Origin of the sequence: Micromonospora globosa (assembly GCF_000717585.1) — a bacterium.
In the GTDB taxonomy this organism is placed as follows: domain Bacteria; phylum Actinomycetota; class Actinomycetes; order Mycobacteriales; family Micromonosporaceae; genus Micromonospora; species Micromonospora aurantiaca.
Genome location: NZ_JNZR01000013.1, coordinates 34,665 through 52,588, shown reverse-complemented (window position 1 = coordinate 52,588; position 17,924 = coordinate 34,665). Strand labels below are relative to the sequence as shown.

Annotated in this window: 12 protein-coding genes; all 12 read left to right on the top strand. The window is 66.7% G+C overall.

The window, feature by feature from the left end; all coding sequences use genetic code 11:
• The first annotated feature begins 260 nt into the window (after positions 1 to 260).
• Positions 261 to 1,748 carry a recombinase family protein gene (locus tag IF06_RS0114210; protein ID WP_083395384.1) on the top strand — a complete coding sequence of 496 codons (1,488 nt, stop codon included), beginning with the start codon at positions 261 to 263 and terminating at the stop codon, positions 1,746 to 1,748.
• Positions 1,749 to 2,084: 336 nt separating this feature from the next.
• Complete coding sequence (locus tag IF06_RS0114205) at positions 2,085 to 2,552, top strand: hypothetical protein (RefSeq protein WP_157551498.1); 468 nt, start codon at positions 2,085 to 2,087, stop codon at positions 2,550 to 2,552.
• 194 nt (positions 2,553 to 2,746) lie between these two features.
• On the top strand, positions 2,747 to 3,043 hold the full coding sequence (locus IF06_RS33605) for a hypothetical protein (protein ID WP_157551496.1): 297 nt from the start codon (positions 2,747 to 2,749) through the stop codon (positions 3,041 to 3,043).
• A gap of 94 nt (positions 3,044 to 3,137) precedes the next feature.
• A complete protein-coding gene (locus IF06_RS0114195) occupies positions 3,138 to 6,209 on the top strand; it encodes a hypothetical protein (RefSeq protein ID WP_157551494.1) in 3,072 nt (1,023 codons plus the stop codon).
• A gap of 178 nt (positions 6,210 to 6,387) precedes the next feature.
• The gene (locus IF06_RS0114190; RefSeq protein WP_030271487.1) at positions 6,388 to 7,194 is read left to right on the top strand and encodes a hypothetical protein; all 807 of its coding nucleotides are present in this window, start codon (positions 6,388 to 6,390) and stop codon (positions 7,192 to 7,194) included.
• A gap of 64 nt (positions 7,195 to 7,258) precedes the next feature.
• Positions 7,259 to 8,389 (top strand): hypothetical protein, encoded by a 1,131-nt coding sequence (locus IF06_RS0114185; RefSeq protein ID WP_030271486.1) that lies wholly within the window; start codon positions 7,259 to 7,261, stop codon positions 8,387 to 8,389.
• Entirely contained in the window at positions 8,386 to 9,882 is a 1,497-nt protein-coding gene (locus tag IF06_RS0114180) for a hypothetical protein (protein WP_030271484.1), read from the top strand. Before IF06_RS0114185 ends, IF06_RS0114180 begins: the two co-directional genes overlap by 4 nt.
• Positions 9,879 to 11,201: an AAA family ATPase gene (locus tag IF06_RS0114175; RefSeq protein ID WP_030271483.1), complete on the top strand. Its 1,323-nt coding sequence runs from the start codon at positions 9,879 to 9,881 to the stop codon at positions 11,199 to 11,201. The genes IF06_RS0114180 and IF06_RS0114175 overlap by 4 nt, the downstream gene beginning before the upstream one ends.
• Positions 11,202 to 11,260: 59 nt before the next feature.
• Positions 11,261 to 12,493: a metallophosphoesterase family protein gene (locus IF06_RS0114170; protein WP_052166168.1), complete on the top strand. Its 1,233-nt coding sequence runs from the start codon at positions 11,261 to 11,263 to the stop codon at positions 12,491 to 12,493.
• The gene (locus IF06_RS0114165) at positions 12,490 to 15,483 is read left to right on the top strand and encodes an AAA family ATPase (protein ID WP_030271478.1); all 2,994 of its coding nucleotides are present in this window, start codon (positions 12,490 to 12,492) and stop codon (positions 15,481 to 15,483) included. The genes IF06_RS0114170 and IF06_RS0114165 overlap by 4 nt, the downstream gene beginning before the upstream one ends.
• Positions 15,484 to 15,756: 273 nt before the next feature.
• Entirely contained in the window at positions 15,757 to 17,259 is a 1,503-nt protein-coding gene (locus IF06_RS0114160) for a DUF3375 domain-containing protein (protein WP_030271477.1), read from the top strand.
• Positions 17,252 to 17,923, top strand: a complete 672-nt coding sequence (locus IF06_RS0114155) for a DUF4194 domain-containing protein (RefSeq protein ID WP_030271476.1) — start codon at positions 17,252 to 17,254, stop codon at positions 17,921 to 17,923. The genes IF06_RS0114160 and IF06_RS0114155 overlap by 8 nt, the downstream gene beginning before the upstream one ends.
• Position 17,924 lies beyond the last annotated feature (1 nt).

Sequence of the window (17,924 nt, the reverse complement as noted above, 5' to 3'; positions counted from 1 at the left end):
GCTTGCCTCCCCGAGAGGTCGGCGAAGACCGCGTCCTCCCCTGGACAAGACCAAGATCGACCGTGACCGGGCATGTGCCACGGGTGATCATAAGGATCTTCAACCACTACGAGATCGACAGAACGCGCCCCACTCGACCGGCGGTTGCCCTACCAGTCGAGCCAACAGGTCTGTGTGCGGGGCCGAGTCCAGCCAACCCCTGCGTCGTTGTCCACCAATATCGAGATGAGTAACTGCAAACCTCAGTGTGGGAGGTCCTGGTGCAGGACTCGGCGAAGCTCGACGCCCCCGACCTGCTCGGCTGGTGGATACGGCAGCCGAACCGGCGACGCCGCCCACGGAAGCGGCGCCCGATAACACCACATCCCCTGGGCATCCGCTTCGCGTTCTACGGCCGGATGTCGACCCGGGAATTCCAGGACCAGCTGTCGTCGGCGCGCTGGCAGCGCGACTTCGCCGAAGACGTGATCGACGGCCGAGGCGTCATCGTGGCCGAATTCTTCGACGTAGGCCATTCCCGGCAGTTGCCCTGGCCGCGCCGCCCGCAAGCCGCGCGACTGCTGGCAGCCCTCGCCGACCCCGACCGCGGATTCGACGCGGTGGTAATAGGAGAGTTCGAACGAGCCTTCTACGGCAACCAGTTCCGCGACCTCGCGCCGCTGTTCAAACTCTACGGCGTCGAGCTGTGGCTGCCCGAGCTCAACGGCCCGGTCGACGCCAGCAACGACCTTCACCTGTCGCTGCTGGCCCTGCTCGGCGTGCATTCCAAACGAGAGGTCCAACGCTCGCGGTTCCGCGCCAAGGCCGCCATGCGGGCCCAGGTCATCGAGCAAGGCCGCCACCTCGGCGGCCGACCACCGTACGGTTACCGACTGGTCGCGGCAGGACCGCACCCGAACCGGGCCCACGCCAAGTGGGGACGCGTGGCCCACCGGCTGGAACCCGACCCTGCCACCGCTCCGCATGTCCAGTGGATGTTCGCCCAGCGCCTCACCGGGCGCAGCGTCGCCGGAATCGCCCGCGACCTCAACGACCGGCACGTGCCCTGCCCGTCCAGCGTCGACCCCGGCCGAAACCGGCACCGCAGCGGCGCCGGATGGACGCTACGCACGGTGGCATCGATCCTGGCCAACCCTCGCTACACCGGCCGGCAGGTCTGGAACCGGCAGCACACCGACCGCGGCCCCCTCGACGCCGCCGATGACCTGCTCGGTCAATCGGAGGTACGCCGCTGGAACCTGATGCAACAGTGGGTCATCTCCCGGGACCTTGCGCATCCGCCGCTGGTCAGCGAACACGATTTCGTCGCCGCACAGCAGACCAACGCCCTGCCGGCACCCGCCGACGGGTCGAGCGGACGCTACCTACTCACCGGACTGATCCGCTGCCAGGAGTGCGGCCGGATCCTCGACTCGCACTGGGTCAACAGCCACGCCGCCTACCGGTGCCGTCACGGTTTCCGCAGCGCGGTCCCGGCCGGCACCACCCGGCCACGCATTGTCTACATCCACGAAGCCAAGGCCATCCGGCAGCTCGCCGAACACCTCGGCATGCCGCACACCGACCCCCACGCAGTGGTTGACGCCCTACTTGAACACGATGCCCTGGTCAGCTGCGCCATCGGCGGCGCGCTGGGCATCCATTCGATCCCAACCCCCACGCCGACTTATCGACCGCAAGCGATACCGCATCAGCGCCGAACAGCGGAAACCCCACCGAACGCCATCGCTGACACCCGTGGGGGTTAACGTGTCCGAGAGGGGGATTCGGACACTCGCGGGTAGCACCCATGTACAAAATGGGTGCTCATGCGACTAAGGATAGCTTAGCACGGAGCGTGAACGGTTGTCCGTGTCGCTCGGGCATGCGATCGCCCTCTTGGGTTCTTCGTCGGCCGATCACCATGTACAAATGTGTCGGCCGTGGTATTCCGGGAGGTCTACGGGACGTCGCTCCGACTCAGTCGCTACCAGGCGGCAATGTGGGTGAGACGTCAAAGACAACCGGGCGGTCTATACGAGTTCGGCGGCTCGCCAATCAGCCCACCATGCCTCGGAGGATCCTGGGTCCTAATATCAGCGGCCATGGGCAGCCGAGTGAACTACGTGCTCGTTCGGGACGGACGATGCGAGCGGTACGCGCAAGGCGGTGGCGCCGGCTACGGACTCGATTATCACTTCGCTGTCGGGCCTGACATCACGCTTCGCTGGCTCGCCCAGCTCGACGACTACCGGGACAACTTCTGGTTCGACGACCTGGCCTGTAAAGGCGCAGTGCTCATCGACGTCGACGCCCGGCACCTGCTGCTCTTCACTGAGCTGGGACAGGTGTCCCTCGACTGGCGGTACGCCTACCGCGCGGGGCTGGTCGACGCGTACCGGCGCACCTGGAGCGGGTGGACGGTGACCTGGGCGTACGACGGGATCGCCGACCTGGCGGTGTACCTCGGGGATGACCGCGACCAGGTACGCAGCGAGTCCACGTGGTGGCACGGCCTGTACCCCGACGGCGGCGAGCGGCCGGACGGCGCGGTGGAATCCTCGTCAGCGTGACCGACACTGACGGGTGCCGGGCATACGCCCTGCCCTTCGAGTCCTGCCCACCGTGGCTGCTCGGCCCACGCCTGCTGGACCGGCTCGACCCACGCGACCTCGTCACTGCGTGCTCGACACATCCGACGGCGGGGCTGCACCTCGACCCGGCGCGGCGACGGGCCGGGCTGTGGACCATCCGACCATTGGCCGGCTTGACCAAGAAGTGGTCCGAGTTGTGGCCGGGCTGGGACTTGGAGCTGTGGGACGACAACCTCGGCCGACAGGTCACCGCATGCCGCGGAACGGTCGCGGTGCCCGGCGTTTACGCCGCCGGACGGGCCACGCTGGCCGACCGGTACTGGTTCGTCGAAGAGCGCATGCGAGCGGCCGGGCAGGACGTCGACCAACTCCGCAAGTGGAACTCGGGCGGCATCGCGGCCATCCTCGACGCCCGCGTCGCCCCAGACGAACTTGCCGAGGTCGTCGCCCTGATCCACGGAGACCGCTAAACCGATACGGCGTCAACCCAACACCATGTCCATGGCGAACTCGACGGAGGGTGGCAGGATGCGACGGACTGGGCTAGGCGTGAGGTGGGGCGTGGTGGCTACTCCGGTCGAGAGAGCGCAGATGATCAGGGTCAGCTTGAGCCTCCTGGCGGGAGAGAACGCGCATCATTCGTTCGAGCACGTGTGTCGCCACGTGGCCAAGCGGCGGATCGCCAGCAACGTTCTGCCCGCCACCGGCCCGGTTTCCGCTGGTGGAGACCAGGGCAGAGACTTTGAGACGTTCCGCACCTACCTGGTAGAGGAGTTGCCGTTCGCCCTGGGTTTTTTGGCGTTGGCGTCTCGGGACGTCGTCGCCTTCGCCTGCACCATTCAACGGGACAAGCTACGGGCGAAGTTTGAGAGCGACATCGCGGCCATCTGTACGCAGGGAACCCACGTCGACCGGATCTACATCTTCGCTGCAGCGGACGTGCCCGTGGGTGTGCGCAAGAAGGTAGAAGTTTGGGCGCTGGAGCAGTACGACGTCGGGTTGGAGATCATTGACGGAGTCGGGCTGGCGGATTGGCTTGCCGAGCCAGACCTGTACTGGATCGCCCAGAAGTACCTGCACCTGCCGGCCGAGCTGGCACCTCAACAGGCCGATGAGCCCGAGCCGGACCTTCCCGACTGGTACGTCGCACTCCGCGAGTACTGGCAGGGCCCACACCGGACCCCGTCCAACCTGGGCGACATGTTCGACTTGCGCCACGGGCTGAGACACGCCATACCACCGGGGCCCACCCGAGTGGACCTCGATGGGTGGCTGACCCTCATGACCCGGCTCGCCGAGAACAACGTGGACGCCGATGTGCGGCTGCACACCGTCTACGAGATCGTGGCGGCACGCAGCCGGGGGAAGGCAGATCTTCGACCTGCGGAGCCGTTAATCCGCCGCTTCATGTCCGAGATCGAGCTGAGCGACGACCCGACCATCCTGTTCAACGCGAGCGTCCTCGTCCAGGTCTGCACCACAGCGGCCGCGCTCGACCACACCGACATCCCATTGCCCGAGATCGTGACCTGGATACCGCAGCTACGTCGCCACGTCAACCAGCTTCTCGAACGGGACTGGGGACCTAACGCCCGAGCAGGTCTGCTGCAGGCCGCCGCGCACCTGGCGCTGCACGTCGACTACACCGGCGCGGAGCTTCGCGGCAGCGCGACCCTCGCCGAACTCGACGAGCAGTACGAAGCATTGATGGAAGCAATCCACGAGGGTGCGCTCCAGCAACATCTCGACGCGGCACCCGTTGTGGACCTCGACGACGGCATGCGGCGGCTGCTCGAACTCACCAAACTACTTCCCGACGCACGCGGCTACCCGATCGACTCATTCAGCGCCGTCATCGACATCCTCGCGCCCACCCTACGCGACCATCCGCTATACCGGCAGGTGTGCGACGGGCTGGACGATGCCGTCAAGCGGCAGGAGGGTGACGTAGCAGTCGGCGACAAATGCCGCCAGCGGGCTACCGCCCTGCAAAAGGCCGGCCGCCTCCTTGACGCCCTGAGAGAGTTCCACCAGGCCAAGGTCAACTGGTTCCACGGTGACACCCTCTACGGCGCACTACGGGCGATGGCCAACATCGTGGACATCTACTGCGCCCTGGGCATGTACCTCGCCGCCAAGAAGTACGCGTTGGCCACGGCAGCTATCGCGCGCAGCAGCCTCGAGCCGTCCGACCGCGAGTTCCTTCCGATGGCGCTGTTCTCGGCGGCAAACCAAGACCACCTGGCCGGGGCTTGGATCGCCTCCGCGGACCTGGCGTCGATCGCCAGCCTCGCCCACCTCGCCTACGCACCCGATCCTGCAAATCTCGACCGCCACACCTACGTGTCAGCGGCCGTGCAGTACCAGGTGTACACCGCCCTCGTGGCGCGTCAGACCCGCCCGAACTTCGAGCCAGCCTTTTGGAACATCCTCGACCGAGGCCACTTAGCTCCCTTGGTCCGAACCGGCGTCGACGCGTGGTCGACGAGGGTGTCATACACCGAGCAGGAGTGGCTGGACTGGCTGTCCGACAAGGCTGGCGCACCGTTCAGCGACGTCGGCCCGGAGCGCACCATCGTCTTCCGCGCCCTGGGGGTGGTCTGGACCATCCACGGGCGCAACGAGCAGAACACCGTGCTGGCGATCGAGGACTTCACATCGATCCTGCAGATCCTGCTCGTGGAGTTCGCCTCCCTCGACCCGGCGATCATTCCCCAAGACGTCGACATCGAGATCCGCACCTACCCGGCCTATCGACGACCGACCGACACCTACATGACCCGCGTCAACGGCGGCCAGCGCCAGTGGCTGCTATTCCTGCCCGCCGAACCGCAAGACGAGGCAGACGACGAGCAACACATCCGGCAAGGCGTCCTACATCTGGCGTTCCAGGTCCTGCTCGGCAACTCGCTGCTCGGCCGGGAACCGTTCAGCCAACTCATGGACCAGGCAGCCCGCAACGGACTGTTCCAGAACCTGGAAATCGGTCGCCCCTATCGCGAACTGGCGCGATTCCGGACGCAACCCATTCCTCCTCTCGCCGACGCCCGCTATCGCCCTCTCGTCCATGCCGACCGCCCGACCCCACGAGCCGCTTCACTGCACCTCAACCCACGCTCCAGCCCCGGACCGGGTTACAGCGTCGAGAAGGCCCACGCGATCCTGGCGGAACGCTACGAGGTTTTGCCCATACCCATCCGCCACACTCTGCCGGCGCTGCTGCAAGACGAGCGAGTGCGGGGTCTGTTCAACAGCCTGCGCGAGGAAGGCTGGAAGGACTGGCACCTGCTCACCGTCGTGATGAACCTGACTGTCAACCACCGCATAGAAGCTCGTTGCGGGTCACTCACTGTAGAACGGTTGGGACAGCTTCGGGAGGCTGTCTTCGACGAGGCGTTGAGGGAAGAGCGACCAGACGACCCGCGCATTTCTCCGGCAGAGATCTCCCGAGACGTCATGATGCACAGAATCCACATGGCGGCCGTGAGCAGCCTACGACGCTGGGGACTGGTGCTCCATCATGGAGACACGTCCGCCGACCCCGTCATGCAGGTACTCGAACACCGCTATGGGTTCTGGACCGACGACATTCCGCACGACGATCCCTTTCAGGGTCTCCTCCCCGCAGGGACCTGATCTTTGCCTGCCTCAGCGTCCGCGAGCGGGCGGGACTGCTGTCGCTGCCCTGGCATGGCATCCGTCCGCCTCCCGGTCCGGGGAGGGGGCTCACGCCTGACCTATCCAAAGGTGGAATGTAAAGGATCTTGCTGGTCAATACTGGAAGATAGTGGAACCTGGTGCTAGCCTTCCCCGCATGGCTGAAACGATGGATGAACTCGAAGACCTGATCTCAGGTCTGCGAGCACGAATCCGTCGCGCGCTGTCCAGTGGGCAGCGCGTCGAGGTTCCTGCACTTCGTGCCGAGCTGCGCGCGGCCGAGCAGCGATGGGATGAAGCCCTACAAGGTATCGAAGCGCCGGACGATGACCAGGCGCATGCACCGCTTATCTCGTTGCCATCCAGCGTGTCGCTGCTCCCTATGCGTGAGCAGGTTCACCAGGTACTCACCTTGCTGGGCGTGCCAGCTGCGCCGAAGCTGATCGTGGCGGTGCATGAGGCGTTCTACGCCGGCGACTTGGTCAGCGCGAAATTGACCAGCCTTCGGCGGGATGAGGAGCGGTCGTTCCGCTCAGCACCCCTCGCCCGCCCGTACTACCTGTGCAGTGCGCTCGCGGTGGACCAGTTGGTCAGCGTGCGAGGTTTGCTGGCCGTTTCTACATGGTCTCTAGATCGTCGGATGATCGGCCCACTGTCGCCGCGTGTCGATTTCCTGTCAGGGGCGATCCGGCTGGCTGAGCACGTCGAGCGGACCGGTGATCCGGGGCCGCAGGCGAGCAGGCTTTTGTGGCGGTTCGCGACCAACATTCCGGGCGCGGCGGAATCATTTGACGCCGCCAAGCCGGCGGCGATCATCTCAGCAGCGAGGGCCGAACTCGAAGTCCACCACGACTCCGATCGTGCACAACGCAAGGCTGCCGCCGACACAGCACGCCGTCGACTCGACGACGTTCAACAGCTGTTCGGTGCTTCACCGCTTAGAGCGGTACGCAGCGCTACCTAGCAACTTCACCGATACCGGCGGCCCGGTACCGCGAAGCCCGGACCCCGTCTCTGCAGAGGACAGGATGACCGTCGTCGACGACCGTCTCAATGCCATCCGTGGTGCGGCACCGCGAAGGCCGCACAACGCCCGCACTCTCGCTGCGCTTGCCGCCAACCCCGGCTGCCGACGTCGCACCCTCATGGATGCTGCCGGCGTGGACAAGGCCTTGATTGCCGACAGGCTCGGCTACCGAATGACTGTCGGCCAAATGTCGAGCATCGCGCTGGCTCGTGGAAAGAGCTTCGAGGCCCAAGTCAAGGCCGAAGGAGGCAACGACCTTTTGCGTCTGCTCCGGCAACACATCGACCTGCCGACTGCTCAGGCGCACTACCATGATCTAAACCCGGCCGATGACGACGATCGGATCAGTGCCCGGCTTCAGCGGTCCCGTAGCGCTCTGGTGGAAGCAGCACGCGCCTCGGACCCGGTCGGGACGATGTTCGATCATCCGATCCTGCAGCTGACCATGAACGGCGTCCGGGTGCACATCGAGCCCGACTTGATCGCCTTCAAGTTCGGTGACCGCTTCCACATCGTCGAGATCAAGTCCTTCCCGATTGTGGATGGCACGGCGGACTCCGGAAAGGTTGCCGCCGCGGCACAGCAGGCGGCGGTCTACGTACTGGCGATGCGCGAGATGCTGCAGACCGCTGGGCTCTCCCCGGAGTTGGTCTCCCACGAGGTGATCCTCGTATGCCCCAAAGACTTCAGTAATCAGCCGGTAGCAGAGCTGATCGACGTGCGTAAGCAGCTTGCATCCTTGAAGCGGCACCTGGCCCGCATGGAGTCGATCGAGGATCTTCTGCCGCTACTGCCCGCATCGCTGACCTTCGACCTGCTGCTGGACCGCGACGGCCAGCCGACCCGTAGCCCCGAAGAGCTCGCTGTAGATCTCGCCCGGGTCGCCGCGCGTTACTCACCGGACTGTCTGGAGAGCTGCGAGCTGGCTGGTGTGTGCCGGGCGGAGGCAGACGGCACCGTTCCGGTGCTCGGCCGGGTGGTTCGCGAGGAGTTGGGCGGCATCGACTCCATCGCTGAAGTTGTCGGGCTGGCCACCGGCGTCCGGCAACCCGACAACAGTCAGCGTCAGACCGCCCGCCTGCTGCGCGCGGCCTATCAGATGCGGCAGCAGGCCCTGGAGCCGCGACGATGACCATGATGACATCGTTGGCCCGGGCGCTTGCCGCCGATGCGCAGGCTCCGCAGCGCTTGACCATGTATCGCCATCTGCACATCTCCGACCACTCGATCGTGATGGTGCCGATCACTCTCGCGGGCGAAACGAACGCCCCCCTGGCAGTGATGGTCGGCACCGACCCCGAACGGCCAGAAGTGATAGTCACTCGCCAGCCGCGCGAGCGCGCCGAACGGCTGCGCTTCGCGGAACGGCTCGCCGGGCACCTGCTCTACCCGATTGCCTCTATGGCGGCTACCACACAACGGATCGAAAGCCGTGGACCGGAACTGTCGGTGCGGGCAACCGAGGCACCACAGATCTGGGTTCCGAACCCGGCCGGCATCGACTACGTCCGGCTCCTCGGACGGATGACGCGGTTCCGGTCCAGCGAGGGCCGCTGGGCTGTCGCCCCGTCCGTACGGCAACTGGGTATCTGGCTGACCTGGCTGGCGGAACAGGCCGAGTTCGCGGACTCCTGCGTGCTGGTGCCGGCCACCCGGGCGCTGAGCTGTGTATGGGCGACCGGGCAGAGCGATGTCGAGGACGGCAATCTCGCCGCGCTGATGGCCTGGCTGGCGCCGCCGCCGGGAATGGCGATCACCGACGCGGTGCGCCGTGCCGAGGATCCGGCCCTGTGCCCGCCGGCGGGCCCGGCAACCGATCCCACCTTCGACCGTCTGTTCCTGCAGCCCACTCTCAGAGATCTCGCGGCGGCGTCGACGGAACCCGCCAGACGGCAGGTCCTCAGCCGGTTGACCAGCATGCTCCTAGAGCAGATGAGACCGACCTGGGATCTGGTGTGGCATGCCATCGAACTGCTTCGGCAGGAGCCGCCGGCGCCGCGGGTGGCGCGCCGATGGGAGCGGCAGCGCGACCGCTTCACCGCCTTCCACTACTACGTGACGAACGGCGGTAACCCGCAGGCCAAGCGGGACAACGCGGTACGCGGCGCACAGCGCCTCGCCGAAATGGAACAACGGCTGGCCAGCTTCAACGCCGAGCGCGCCTACGACGACCCGCTCGTGATCGCCGACTACCGGCTCGCCGGCGAGGCGTTCGCCGGCACGGTCGTCAAGAGCGACGCCACGCGCCGGGTACGCGCAACACAGAAGCTCGTGCCACGCCCCCTGGTCACCGTCACCACCGCCGACCCGGTCCGTCTCGAAGAGGGACAACAAGTGCATGACCCGGGCCGCAACGGCCAGCGGGCGCTGATCACCCGTATCGAGGAGACCACCGACGGCTGGATCATCGAACTCGAACTGCAGGACAAGATGGGCCGCGGACGGACCCCGGCACCAGGCTCTGTCCCAGCCACCGGTGACGAGGTGGTCTACACCGCACTCGCCGACACCTTCGTGCGCCGCAGCCGGGCATGGCCGACCCGGGACGACATTCCGTGGACTCACGGCGGGCCGCCGCCCGAGTATGTTCCCGTACCGGACGACGCGGTGGAGGACTGGTCATGACCTCACCTCAGCAACTCGCCGAAGCCCGAACCGCCGAGATCATCGCCGACTTCACCAGCACCCAGCAGCAGGGCGTCGTCGTCGATTCACCGCCCGGAGCGGGTAAGTCCACCCTCGTTGTCCGGGTCGCCGCGGAGGTCGCCGAAGCCAGCGAGCCGATCATGGTGGTCGCGCAGACCAACGCGCAGGTCGATGACCTGACCAGGAAGATCGCCGAGCGGCTGCCGCATCTGCTGATCGGGCGGCTCACCCGCGAGGACTACGGCCCACCCACCTGGGTGCAGCTGCCGAACGTGCAGATCGGCAGCCGTCTGGACACGCTCGGGGACTGCCGGGTCGTGGTCGGAACCGCGGCGAAATGGAGCCGGGCGGAGACAGCGGGGAAGCTTCCCTGGGCGATCGTGGACGAGGCGTATCAGATGCGCTCCGACATGCTCCTGCTCGTCGCCGCACTGTTTCAGCGGATGCTGTTCGTCGGTGACCCCGGGCAGCTGGACCCGTTCTCACCGGTCGACGGTGAGCGGTGGGCCGGCCTGCCATGGGATCCGATGCAGAGTGCCGTGGCCGTGCTGCTCCGCAACAACCCGGACATCACGCCGCACCACCTGCCCCTGTCGTGGCGGCTGCCGCCAAGCGCGGCCGGGGTCGTGCAGGAGGCGTTCTACCCGTTCACCCCCTTCCAGCCCGGCACCACCGCCGTCGACCGCAACGTCGTGCTGCGGGTTCCCGGCCTGCGGCCCACACCGGTCGACGAGGTGATCAGCATGGCAGCCGAGACCGGGTGGGGCTTCTACGAGCTGCCGCATCGCAACACGGTACGCACCGATGAAGAGGCGATCGCCGCGACGGCCGACATCGCTGCGCGCCTGCTGCAGCGGGGCGCGGAAACGTACTGCGAACACGCCCGCGGCGGACGTCTGCTGGCTGCCCACCGGATCGCCGTCGGCGCAGCGCACCGCGACCAGGTGGCCGCGCTCGGCCGCGAACTCCGTGCCCGTGGCGCCACCGGTATCCGGGTGGATACCGCCAACCGGCTGCAGGGCGCCGAGTTCGACATCACCGTCATCCTGCACCCCCTGTCCGGGCGGATCGACGCCACCGCATTCCACCTCGAATCCGGTCGCCTGTGTGTCCTTGCCTCCCGGCACCGGCACGCCAGCATCGTCGTGGGCAGAAAAGGCATTCCGGAGCTACTGGACGCGCACCCGTCCACCGAGCCGATGCACCTCAGATCGTTCATCAAGTTCCCGGACGGGTGGGAAGCCAACCAGGCCGTCCTCGCCCACCTCGACGGTCACCGGGTCAGTGCCCCTGCCTGACTTCGGCGAGCCGCTTCCACGCCAGCGCACGTTTCCCTTCACGAAAGGGCCACCGCCACATGCAGGTGCTGCACACCTCCGACTGGCACGCCGGACGCACCACGTACAACCATTCCCGCGCTACCGACCTCGACGACGCCCTCACCGAAATCATCAGCATCGCCCGCGACGTGCGCCCCGACGCGATCGTCAACTCCGGTGACCTGATCGACCACTCCAAGGTCAGCCACACCGAAATCGAACGCGTCGTCGACGCTCTCGCCGAACTCGCGGCCATCGCCCCCACCATCGTGGTCGCCGGCAACCACGACAACTTCAGCCAGATGCGTTACCTCGACCGGCTCGGACGTGTCAACCGGCTCTACTTCGTCAACAAGCCGGTCGGCATCAGCGGCGACCACCTCATACTCCCCGGCCGCGACGGCAACACGCTGCGGCTGGGAGCTCTGCCGTTCGTGTCCGCCGAACGCGGCATCGACGTCTTCGATGACCCACGCCGATGGGCCGGCGCCTATCGGGCCCGCATCGCCGACCTGCAGGCCAGGATCACCGCCGGCCTCACCGCCAACCTGGACCCGACCCGCGAGCTGACCGTCTTCGCAGCACACCTGCACGTCACCGGCGCCGGGCTCTCCGGCAGCGAGCGTGCCCGCCACTGCAGCGACGACTACGCCTGCGATCCCGCCGCCATCCCGCCGGTCGACTACGCCGCGTTCGGGCACATCCACGACCCGCAAGACCTTCCCGGTCCTGTCCCCGGCCGCTACGCGGGCTCCCCGATCCCGCTGGACTTCGGGGAGGCCGGACAGCGTAAGAGCGTCACGCTGGTCACCCTCGAGCCCGGCAAGCCAGCGCGCTGTGAGCCGATCGAACTCAGAGGCGGCCGCGCTCTGATCCGGTTCGAAGGCAGCCTCACGGAACTACAGTCGCAGGTCGATACGATCGGCGACGCCCTGTGCCTGGCCACGGTACACACCGACACGCACGACCCCGCCCTGTCGCAACGCGTCCACGACCTCCTCGAACGGGCAACCGTCCTGGACGTGCAACAGCGCGTCGCCGGCACCCGCGGCAGCGCCCTGGTGGTGGAACCCGGCACCGTCACCACCCAGCGACCACTGCTCGACTCCTTCAGCGCCTACCTGCAGCAGATCGACACCCGCACCGCCCCCGCCGCCACGGTAATGGCACTCATGGCGGAGTTCCTCGCCGCCGACCACGAGGACCGCGACCCGTGCTTCGCCGTCGAAACGCTGCTCACCGACGACCACGTGACAGGGGCCACCGCATGAGACCTCTCGAACTCACCTTCTCCGGGCTGCGGTCATACCGCAGCCGGCAACACATCGACTTCCGCGGCCATAGCCTCGTAGGAATCACCGGCGACACCGGCGCCGGCAAGTCGTCCATCTTCATCGCCATCAACTTCGCGCTCTTCGGAGCATGCACCTTCGAAGCCGCCACCCCGAAGGTCCTCATCGCCGACGGCGGCGACGGAATCCTCGCCGTGGAACTGATCTTCGAAGCGCGCGGCAAAGAATGGAAGGTCAGCCGGCGGCTGTCGAAGACCTCGACCAACTCCCACCACCGGCTCGAAGCCGTCGACGGCTCCGAAACACGGGTCGGCCGCGACGCCGCCAACACACGCATCCAGCAGCTCATCGGCCTCGACCAGAAGACTTTCGTCCGCTCGGTGCTGCTCCGGCAGGGCAAGTTCGAAGAACTGCTGCACGCCTCACCCGCGGAACGCACTCGCATGCTCAAAGGCCTGCTCGGCCTCGACATCCTCGACACCATCGCCCAGCAAGCCCGCGACCGCCGAGACGCGATCATCCCTCAACTGCATACGCTCAACGAGCGAAAGGCCGCCCTGTTTAAGAATCCGCAGGACACCGCAGCCCAAGCCGATATTGAGATCGGACAGGCCGACGAGCAGATCAAGCAGCTCAAGAGGGCACAGGACCAACTCGCCGGCCTCGACAAGCAGCGCACCGACGCCGAACACGAACGCGACCAGCTCCTGGAGCTGGCCGGCGCCCTTACCTCCGCGCTGGAAACCGACGCGCCCGAGCAACTGGCAAGGCTCGCTGCCGACGATGCGGCGCTCGCGACCGAGGACGGGGCGCTGGCCGCCGAGCTGGCACCGTTACGGCAGCAGCGCCACGAACTCCTCGACGAGCTGGGGGACCGCCGACCGGGCGGTCCACTCGCCGATGTACCCGCCACCGCGGCCACGACGCTCGGACAGTTGCGCGAGGTCATCGAGCAGGAGGCCGAAGCCAGCAGCCGCCACGCCGCTGCGGCCACCGAGTTGGGCAATGTGCAGAACGAGGCAACCGGCATCGAAGCGGAAGCGACCGATCTCACCACACAACGCCTCACTCTGGAGCACGAGCACAAGGACGCCGAATCCGCCGACGCCGACCTCCAGAAGCAACTCGACGCCTGGCGGACCGACCTGCGCACCGCCCGGGAGCTCACGGCCAGCGTTATACGACTCGATCAGGAGCTGAAAGACCAGCAAGCGGATCATACGACGGCAGCCGCGACCCTGGAGCAGCACCGCGCGACCGCGGAGCAAGCCGACCAGGCGATAACGGCGGCCGAGGAGACCCTCGAAGCGCAGAAGCGCCTGAACGCCGCCGCCTATGCCGCCACCGACCTCGGGCCGGGCGACGCCTGCCTGATCTGCCAACACGAGCTGCCTGATGGCTTCGTGCCCCCGCATGCACCGGCCCTACACACCGCCGAGCAAGCACTGCAGACGGCCCGAGCCCAAGCCAAGCGCACGGCCAACCTGGTCACGGCTTCGCTCAGCAAGGAACGGGAGACGCACACCCTCGCCGACCAGACGGCCACCCGACTCGCCGAAACGTCCGCCCAGGTACATGACGCCCTCTCGGTTCTCACCCGTCAGCTAGGCCCTGTCGACCTCGATCGATCTGACGATCAGATCCTGCAAGGGCCTCTCAAAGTCCTCGCCGATGCCCAAGAGCAGACCGCGGCCAAGGCCGCCGAACTCGAGAAAGTCCGCGACAGCGCCGCGGAAGCCACCGCGACCGCCAAAGCCATCAACAAAGATATTGCCAGCCGCACCAGACAGATCGAGAAGGCCGCCGAGCACCTCGGCGTACTGCGCAGCAGAATCACCGGACTCCTACGGCAGCTGCCGACCGAGTACCGGCCGGAACAGCCAAGCCCGGATCAGGTAGACCAACTAAAGAAGCAAGCCGCCGCCGACCGGCTACGGCTGGGCGAGCAGTGGAACACGCTCACCCAGCTCGGTACTGCAATCGAGAACCTCGAAGAACGCCGCGCTGAGCTGGCCACGAGGCGTGCCGACCACATCACAGCCCCGGCACAGCGGAGCCAGCAGCGCATGCTGGCGATCACCGCCGGCTACACAACGCTCGGGGCAGTACTACACAGCCCACCCGCCAGCACCCTCGACCTCACCGCCGATCTTGTCGCCCAAGCCCAATGGGCCATCGAAACGAAGGACCTCGCTCAGCAGGCAGTCGAGGCGGGGCGTGCTCGCGCCGCAGCCATCACCCCTCTGCTCGAGCGAATCGCCGGCCAGGCAGCCGACATCACCAACAATGCACCGACCGACGGCAAACCCATCGAATCAGCGTACGACGATGCCGTCGGCTGCCGTGCCGTCGCTGTGGAGACTCGCGACACGGCACTCACCCAGATCCCGATCATGGACGACCTGCAACGCCGCATCACGGCCGTCCAGCCCCACCTCGACGCCCTCAACGTCCTCGTCGAACTGCTCGGCAACGGAAAGTTCGGCACCGCCGTGGTTCAAGAACGCCAGCAAAACCTGCTCGGATCCGCCACCAAGATCATTCGCGACATGACCCTCGGCCGGTTCGCGTTCGGCCCCGACTTCCAGATCTACGACTCCCACACCGGCAGCCTCCGCGACGTCAAGACCCTCTCCGGCGGCGAGACATTCCAGGCCAGCCTCGCCCTCGCCCTCGCCGTCGTCGAACAAGCCAGCAGCAGCGGCGGGAGAGCCGAATCGCTGTTCCTGGACGAAGGCTTCGGCAGTCTCGACCACAACGCCCTCACCTACGCCCTCGACGCCCTGTCCACACAGGTCACCGCTGGTCGACTCGTCGTCGTGATCAGCCACATGCTCGCCGTGGCCCAGCATGTCCCAGCACTTCTGCGTGTCTCGAAGAACGGCGCCGGGAGCACCGTGCGCTGGGCGACCGATACCGAACTGCACGAACTCGCCGACGCCCTCGAAACCGGTTCCCTACACATCTGACCCGTCCCCAGCACCGATCCGTCCAGAGAAGTAGGAGCCATGGCACCGCAAGCGGGCAGTTGTCCTTGTCACCTGACCACGACTCGGGTGACTGTTCCCATGCCCGGGCCTCTACGAGTGGGCAGCAACTTACCCAAGCGGACCTTGGCCAGTCTCGATCTCGGGAGACTAACCAGTTCAGTCGGGAGAGCCTCGGCGATCACCGCCGGCAGGATGACCGGCAACAATGGGCAAGGTCTTCCGTGTCGTACCTGCGCCGTACGCTGAGGGCTGATGGCTACACGAGGTGTTGAAGGTGCTTACCAGGGAGCGCTGCGGGCGTTTCAGAATCCGATGCTCGCCTTGCTTCATCAGACGCATGCACCGTTCGTGGTGACGGCGTTGGCGATGGTCTTCACCGCAGAGCGCCCGACGGTCGCGGTGGCGGACGCGCATGCGGAGATCAACGACGCCCTTGACCAGTTGCGGGCTGCTGGCTACGGCGACGAGGACAGCCAGCCGCTGCCCGCGGGCAACGCGCGCGATCTTTGCCGGCAGTGGGTGCAGGCGGGGTGGTTGGTGCGGCAGGTGTCCGACGACGATGCCGAGGTGTATCGGCTCTCGGCGTACGGCGTCGGTGCGCTCGAGGTGGCTGGCCGGGTCGGCGGAGCGCATACGAGGGTGTCGGAGTCGCGGGTCAGGACGCTGCTGGAGGCGATCGAGCGACTTGCGCAGGACGCGGATCCCGACCTGATGTCTAGGATGGTGCGCCTGCACGAGGAGATCCAGCAGCGGCAGAAGGAGCTGACCCGGCTCGAAAAGGGCGGCGCCGTCGAGACGGTCGACGACGAGCAGCTGCTCGAAGCGGCCGAGAATGTGCTGCACTTGGCGCGGGAGCTACCCGCGGATTTCGCCCGTGTGGCAGAGTCCATCAAAGCCATTCAGCGCGACGTCGTCGCCGAATTGCGGCACGACGTGCGGCCCACCGGTGAGGTGCTGCGCGAGTACCTTGCGCGCGGCCAGCGGATCCTGGATGCGACACCGGAAGGCCGTGCGTTCGCGGGGGCGCTTCGCCTGATCGGAGACCCGGCGCAGATCGATGGCCTGTGGGGCCAGCTGCGTACCGTGCTGCGGCACCGTTTCACTGAGCTGCTGCCGCAGCAGCAGCGGCGCGAGCTGACCGAGATATCGCGGCGGATCGAGCAGGGCGTCAAAGAGGTGCTGGCCGCCCAGCGGCAGGCATCGCATGTCATCACCACCCAGGTACGCAACCACGATCCGATGCGGGACCGCCAGGTGGACGAACTGCTGAGGGACGTGATGTCGAGCCTGCACAAGTGGATTCCCGGCTCTCGTCGCGGCGAGGCCGTCGAGTCGCTGCGTCGCCTGCCGGTTGCCGACGTCGGACACCTGCGTCAGCGGATGAGCGACCCTCGGCCACCGCAGCCTCCCGCGCCGTTGCGGGACTGGGACGAGACTGAGGACATGCCGGCCGCGGACACGCGGGCATGGGGCGGCCCCCGGTACGCCGAGTTGCGCGCGCACCTGGAAGCCTTCGCGGGCGGGGCAGCGAGCGTCGATGTGGTGGCCGCGTTCCGCGCAGCAAGCGAGGAGATCCAACGGCCGGTTGATCTGCTCGGCCTGCTGGAGATCGCTCATGACGCCGGAATGACCGAGACGGCCGAGGTCGCGGTGGTCGACACGGTGCGACCTGATCGGACCCGGCGACGGTTCGCTCTCGGCAGTGTGGTGGCGGCGAATCCGGCGGGCGCAGACAGGAGCGGCAGCGATGACTGAGCCGGTCGGCACCGACGAGGGCTGGTCGGCAGGGGTGGCGGCCGGGTTCATCGACCCGGTCTCGATGGAGGAAGATCCAGCCGAGCTGTTCGCCGGCGACGCGGGCACGCTCGACGCCGACGTACGCCGGGTGCTGGTCCAGTTGTTACGGCGCAAGTTCCTGCTCGCCGAGAAGAACCCGGCGCACTGGCGCACGTTGCTGGAGAACCAGCAGATCATCGAATCGCGTATGCACGACCTGTTCGTCCGCCTCGTGGTCGACCACGACCGAGGCGTCGCTTTCAAGCAGCAGGTGCGGTCAGTGGAGTTGGACGTGCCGATCCTGCTCAAGGACGATCCCTACAACCGGGCCGAAACTCTGGTCCTGGTACATCTTCGCACCGTATTCCAACGGGAACGCGGCACGGGCGAGACGTCCGCGCGGGTGGACATCGAAGAACTGGAGCAGACCGTGCTGACCTACTTCGACCCGCACGACCACAACCTGGCCAGGCGCCAACAAGAGGTGCGCAACGCGGTGCAGCGGCTGGTCACCGAAGGTCTACTCGCGGAGGAGTCCGCAGGCCGGTATCGGATCACCCCGATGGTGGAGGTCGTACTGAGCACGGAGAAGCTCGCCGAGCTGAATCAGTGGCTACACGCACAGAACGAGGCCACGGCGTGAG